The sequence below is a fragment of the Massilia niastensis DSM 21313 genome, assembly GCF_000382345.1.
In the GTDB taxonomy this organism is placed as follows: Bacteria; Pseudomonadota; Gammaproteobacteria; order Burkholderiales; family Burkholderiaceae_D; genus Telluria; species Telluria niastensis.
In genome coordinates, this window is record NZ_KB908190.1 from 1 (window position 1) to 4,777 (window position 4,777).

Here is a 4,777-nt window from a genome sequence, read left to right on the forward strand (position 1 = left end):
GGCTTCGTGCCGAACGACTGGCAGGTGGGCCAGACCGGCAAGATCGTCGCCCCGACCCTGTACATCGCGGTCGGCATCTCGGGCGCGATCCAGCACCTGGCCGGCATGAAGGATTCGAAGACCATCGTCGCCATCAACAAGGATCCGGAAGCGCCGATCTTCTCGGTGGCGGACTATGGCCTGGTGGGCGACCTGTTCGAGGTCGTGCCGCAACTGGTCAAGGAACTGGGCTGATCCCCGGGTAGAGCGATGCGTTCGCGCATCGCTCTACCTGCCCGGCTCACTCCAGCGAAGCGCCCGATTGCTTGACGAGCTTCGCGTGTTTTACCAGTTCGGACTGGAAGAAGGCGGCAGCCTTGTCAGGCGTGTTCCCGATGATGACGATACCCTGCGTGGCCAGGCCGTCCTGCACCTCTTTCGATGCCAGCGCCGCCTTGGACTTCTCGTAGTAGTTCGACATCATCGCAGGCGGCAGGCCTGCCGGCGCAACCAGGGCAATCCAGGCGTCGAAGCTGTAATGCGGCAGGCCCTGCTCGGCAAGTGTCGGCACCCCCGGCAGGTGGGCGGAACGCGCCGGCGTCGACACGCCCAATGCACGCAGTTTCCCTGTCTTGATATGAGGAGCGGCCACGGTCACCGACAGGAATCCGAACTGTACCTGGTTCCCCAGCAAATCCGTCGTCATCGGTCCGCTGCCTTTGTAGGGAACGTGCCTGACATCGAGGCCGCCAGCCTCCGAGCTGAACAATTCCGCAGCCAGGTGAGGAACGCTTCCATTACCGGCGGACCCGTAATTCAGCGTAGCAGGCTTCGCCTTCGCCAACGCGATCAATCCCTGGACGTCCTTGACCGGCAAGGACGGGTTGACCACCAGGACCATCGGCACGGTGCCGAGGATGGTAATCGGCGTGATGTCCTTCATCGCGTCGAAGGGAATCGACTTGTAGATCGAGGGATTGATGACGTGGTTCGAGGAGACCATGCCCAGCACGGAACCGTCTTTCGGCGCGCGGGCGATCTGTCCGGTCCCGGGCACGCCGCCCGCACCCGCGTAGTTCTCGATCACGATGGTATGGCCCAGGTTCTTCGATAACTGGTTGCCCATGACACGGGCGACGACGTCGACCGTCGAGCCGGGAGACAGGGGCACGATCATGCGGATCGGTTTTTGCGCCATGGCCGAGGTTGGCGACAATCCAATGACAAGAGCGACAGAAGTGGACGCAAGGGCGCCCCACCGCTTGATGGAATTCATACTCGTCTCCGTTTTAACAGGTTTGGTGATCGGGATGAAGGCCAAGTGCTCATGGTATAGCATCGGGCCATTAATCCTCTACCATCAATTTACCTCGCCAGCCCCCCTGGCTAAAGCGCTCGATGAGCAAGTGTGGCATCGCGTTTGACGACGCCACCTGCCGCCTCGTCCGGATCAGAACAGTCTGGTCAGCGTGAGCACGAAACGGCGCCTGCCCACATCGCAGGTGTCGTTTTCGTTCATGTTCGACCTGGTCCCGTTGAAGAAATCGATGTTCGTGTTCCTGGACACCTGGGCCGCAGCGATCCAGCCGCCGGCGAATGACTTGCTGAGCGAGATACGGTAGTCCTTGGCAATTGGCTTGATCGTGCCCAGCCTGGCCTTGAAATCCTGGCGGCCCGCGTGCAGGCCGAGTACAAGGCCGGTGTCCGCAAGCGGGATGTCGGCATTGATTTCGATGTAGTCTGCGCCTTTGGTGCTCCCGCTGAATCCTGTATTCTCGTTGAATCCGAGCAGATCGGTGAGCGTCCGCGCATACTTCGCATTCAGCCATTTGTAGCCGAGGAAAACGTTCGCTTCCGTGAAATCGTATTTCTGGTCCGGCTTGTCTCCCCACTTCATCCTGTTCCAGTTCCCGCCCGGGTAATAGACAGTCATCACGCCGGCGCCGTAACTCCAGTTCCCGTTGACCGTCCCCCTGTAGCCCAGCGCCAGGTCGATCTCGGCATCCGCTCCTGCAACCACCTTCTCGCTGATGGTCGAGGCCCACAAACCTGCAAACAGGCCGGATGCGTGCGCGTAATCGATGCTGCCCTGGAGCGCCGGCCGGTGCCAGGTTTGCGTCACTCCCCGGAAGATGTAATCGGATACGGCGCTGACGGTGCCTGTCACCTGATGCGGAGACTGGTTCGCCTCATCGGCAAGTGCTCCGGATCCGATCGTGGACAGGCATATTGCGAGAACAAGCTTCCTCATGATTCCCTTTCTAGGCTGGTCGAATGAACATCCGCTTTTCGCGGATGCCGATGACGCCGATGTTACGTAGCCCCCTCCCTGCGCGTTATCTGAATTCGGCAAACCTGTCCCGACTGTGAGAATCGTGTTCTGCCGATTTTCGATAACGCCCTACCTGGCCCGGCGCGGATACTGCGGACGTCGGCAGGCTAGCGCTGGTTCGACGATCGACTGTCTGCAAGACGGTCCCGGCAAGTCATATCCGATGGGGACAATCATGATCAACACTGAAGCAGCGACCTATTACACGGCCACGAAGAAGTACGAACTCAACTTTCCCAGCCTGGAGGACGACATCGACGTCGACATCGTCGTCATCGGTGGCGGCTTCAGCGGTGTGAATACCGCGCTCGAATTGGCGGAAAAAGGATTCACGAATATCGCCCTGCTGGAAGCCCGCCATCTCGGCTTCGGCGGCACCGGGCGCAACGGCGGCCAGATCATGGCCGGCATCGGACATGACCTCGACAAGATCAGGAAGGATGTCGGCGACGACGGCATCCGGAGGATCCTCGAGATCAGCGACCTGGGCGCCGACATCATCCAGGACCGGATCAACAAGTACGGCATTCTGGCCGACTTCTGCCATGGCTATGGCTACATGGGCTTCAATGCGCGCCAGACCAGGACGCTGCGCCAGTGGGAAAAGGACTTCAAGTCCCTGGGTTCGAAACACGAGATCCGCTACCTGGAAGGCAGCGAAGTCCGTTCCATCATCGGTTCGGACGCCTACCAGAGCGCCCTCCTGCACATGGGAGGCGGCCACGTCCATTCCTTGAACCTGCTGCTCGGCGAAGCGCTCGCGCTGTCGAGCTATGGAGCAAGGATCTTCGAATTCTCCCCGGCGGTCGAGATCACCTATGGCGACAGGATCAAGGTGCGCACCACCAAGGGCAGCGTCACCGCCAGCAAGCTGCTATGGGCGTGCGACAGCTTCCTGAACCGGCTGGAACCGGAACTGCACCGCTCCACCATCAATACCTATGCCTTCCAGTGCATGACCGAGCCGCTGTCGGACGCCTTGATCGAACGCATCAGCCCGATCCGGGGTGCGTACAGCGATATCCGCCCGATCATCGACTACTACCGGGTCACCAGGGAAAACCGCCTGCTGTTCGGCTCGGCGACCCCGCTGCTCGACCATATCCCGTCCGACCTGAAGGCGTGGAACCGTCAACTCATGCTGAAGATCTTCCCGTACCTGCACGACGTGAAGGTCGACCTGGCCTGGGGCGGGCCGATGGCCTGCAGCCCGAACCTTTTCCCGCAGGTCGGTTCGCTTCCCGGCCGGCCGAATGCCTTCTATGTCCAGGGCTATTCGGGCTTCGGCGTCACGCCCAGCCACATCATCTGCAAGATCCTTGCCGAGGGCATGGCCGAGGGTTCGCCCCGCTATGACCTGATCAGTTCCGTGAACCGCGCTTCGGTGATCGGCAAGGACCGGTTCCGCCCCCTCATCTGTACAGCCGGGAAGACCTGGCACCAAGTTTCCGGTTATTGGACCGGCCGTCGTTAACGAAAGGAAGACAATGAGCATCACCCAACTCTCCACCGCTCTGCGCCAGCAGGACATGCACGCCATCGGCCCGGTGACCAATCTCGGCGCCACCGTCGAGTCGGGCAATGTCGAAGCCTACGCGCTCGGCACCTTCGGTGCGCCGGCCGATCCGGTTTCGGCCGGCTACTTCGGCGTGACGCGCGGCGTGTTCCGCATGACCTACCCGTTCAACGAACAAGCCACCGTGGTGCATGGCGTCGTCACGCTGACCGACGTCGCGGCAGGCACTTCGGCGACGTACCGTACCGGCGACAGCTGGTTCGTCACCCAGGGCACCGAAGTCCTGTGGGAAATCGACAGCGACTTCTTCATCAAGCATTTCTTCGCCGTCGTCAAATAAGCGATCGTGCAAAGAACAGCGGGACGAGGCACCAGCCCGTTCCGCTATATTTATTCCAGCTCTTTTGCTCACCACCACCATCGGAAACGCGTGAAACTATTAGGGTCAGAGTCGAATTGTTCATTAACATTCTCACTATTCACGATAATTCGACTCTGACCCTCGTTACATCGTGCGCAATTGCTCAATAAATCGACTCTGACCCTAATTGTTTTAGGGGCCAAATCGACCACTTTCGTTTGCTGAGTTCGCTAATCCCGGAAGAGCTTGAATGTTGCTAGTGACGGGCGGCACAAAAATCCAAAAAAATAAATAGGGTCAGAGTCTAATGCGGTTAAGTTAAGCCGCCTTTGATCATTTGGCTGTTGTAAACGTGTAGCGGCTCTGTTAACCTGCGGTTCCGATGCTAGCCGATACCCTCCCACTTGTAACCGCAGATCTTCCCGCTCCTGATTGGCAACGGCTGGGTGAGCATCTGCCAGTTGAGTGGATCGAGCAGGCGCTCAGCCATACAGGTAAGGCGAGCATTCGACGAAGACGTTTGCCAGCACAGCAGGTAGTGTGGTTGGTCATTGCGTTGGCCTTGTACCGTCATCGTTCGGTACGGCAG

6 protein-coding genes are annotated in these 4,777 nt (G+C 59.6%); 4 read left to right on the forward strand and 2 right to left on the reverse strand.

The genetic code is table 11. The features are described from left to right. On the forward strand, positions 1 to 234 hold a 234-nt coding region (locus H162_RS32375; RefSeq protein WP_040788586.1), incomplete at its 5' end, for an electron transfer flavoprotein subunit alpha/FixB family protein. Positions 235 to 280: 46 nt separating this feature from the next. On the opposite strand, the gene H162_RS0129380 is transcribed toward H162_RS32375, so the two are convergent. After that, complete coding sequence (locus H162_RS0129380; RefSeq protein ID WP_026355260.1) at positions 281 to 1,255, reverse strand: Bug family tripartite tricarboxylate transporter substrate binding protein; 975 nt, start codon at positions 1,253 to 1,255, stop codon at positions 281 to 283. 174 nt (positions 1,256 to 1,429) lie between these two features. After that, positions 1,430 to 2,230, reverse strand: a complete 801-nt coding sequence (locus H162_RS33005) for a TorF family putative porin (RefSeq protein WP_084677187.1) — start codon at positions 2,228 to 2,230, stop codon at positions 1,430 to 1,432. Positions 2,231 to 2,486: 256 nt separating this feature from the next. Here H162_RS33005 and H162_RS0129390 point away from each other — a divergent pair, with 256 nt between their 5' ends. The 3 genes from H162_RS0129390 to H162_RS33770 form a co-directional block, all read left to right on the forward strand. Further along, positions 2,487 to 3,785: an NAD(P)/FAD-dependent oxidoreductase gene (locus H162_RS0129390; protein ID WP_020657050.1), complete on the forward strand. Its 1,299-nt coding sequence runs from the start codon at positions 2,487 to 2,489 to the stop codon at positions 3,783 to 3,785. Between the two features lie 13 nt (positions 3,786 to 3,798). Then, positions 3,799 to 4,167, forward strand: coding sequence for a cupin domain-containing protein (locus H162_RS0129395; protein ID WP_020657051.1), 369 nt, complete (start codon positions 3,799 to 3,801; stop codon positions 4,165 to 4,167). 403 nt (positions 4,168 to 4,570) lie between these two features. After that, positions 4,571 to 4,777 (forward strand): transposase domain-containing protein (locus H162_RS33770; RefSeq protein WP_211223723.1); only part of this gene is annotated, 207 nt, incomplete at its 3' end.

What these genes read in the sequence shown, in the direction of transcription:
- H162_RS0129390 (WP_020657050.1), top strand. Translation starts at nt 2,487, where the DNA reads ATGATCAACACTGAAGCAGCGACCTATTACACGGCCACGAAGAAGTAC.
- H162_RS33005 (WP_084677187.1), bottom strand. Translation starts at nt 2,230, where the DNA reads ATGAGGAAGCTTGTTCTCGCAATATGCCTGTCCACGATCGGATCCGGA.
- H162_RS0129395 (WP_020657051.1), top strand. Translation starts at nt 3,799, where the DNA reads ATGAGCATCACCCAACTCTCCACCGCTCTGCGCCAGCAGGACATGCAC.
- H162_RS0129380 (WP_026355260.1), bottom strand. Translation starts at nt 1,255, where the DNA reads ATGAATTCCATCAAGCGGTGGGGCGCCCTTGCGTCCACTTCTGTCGCT.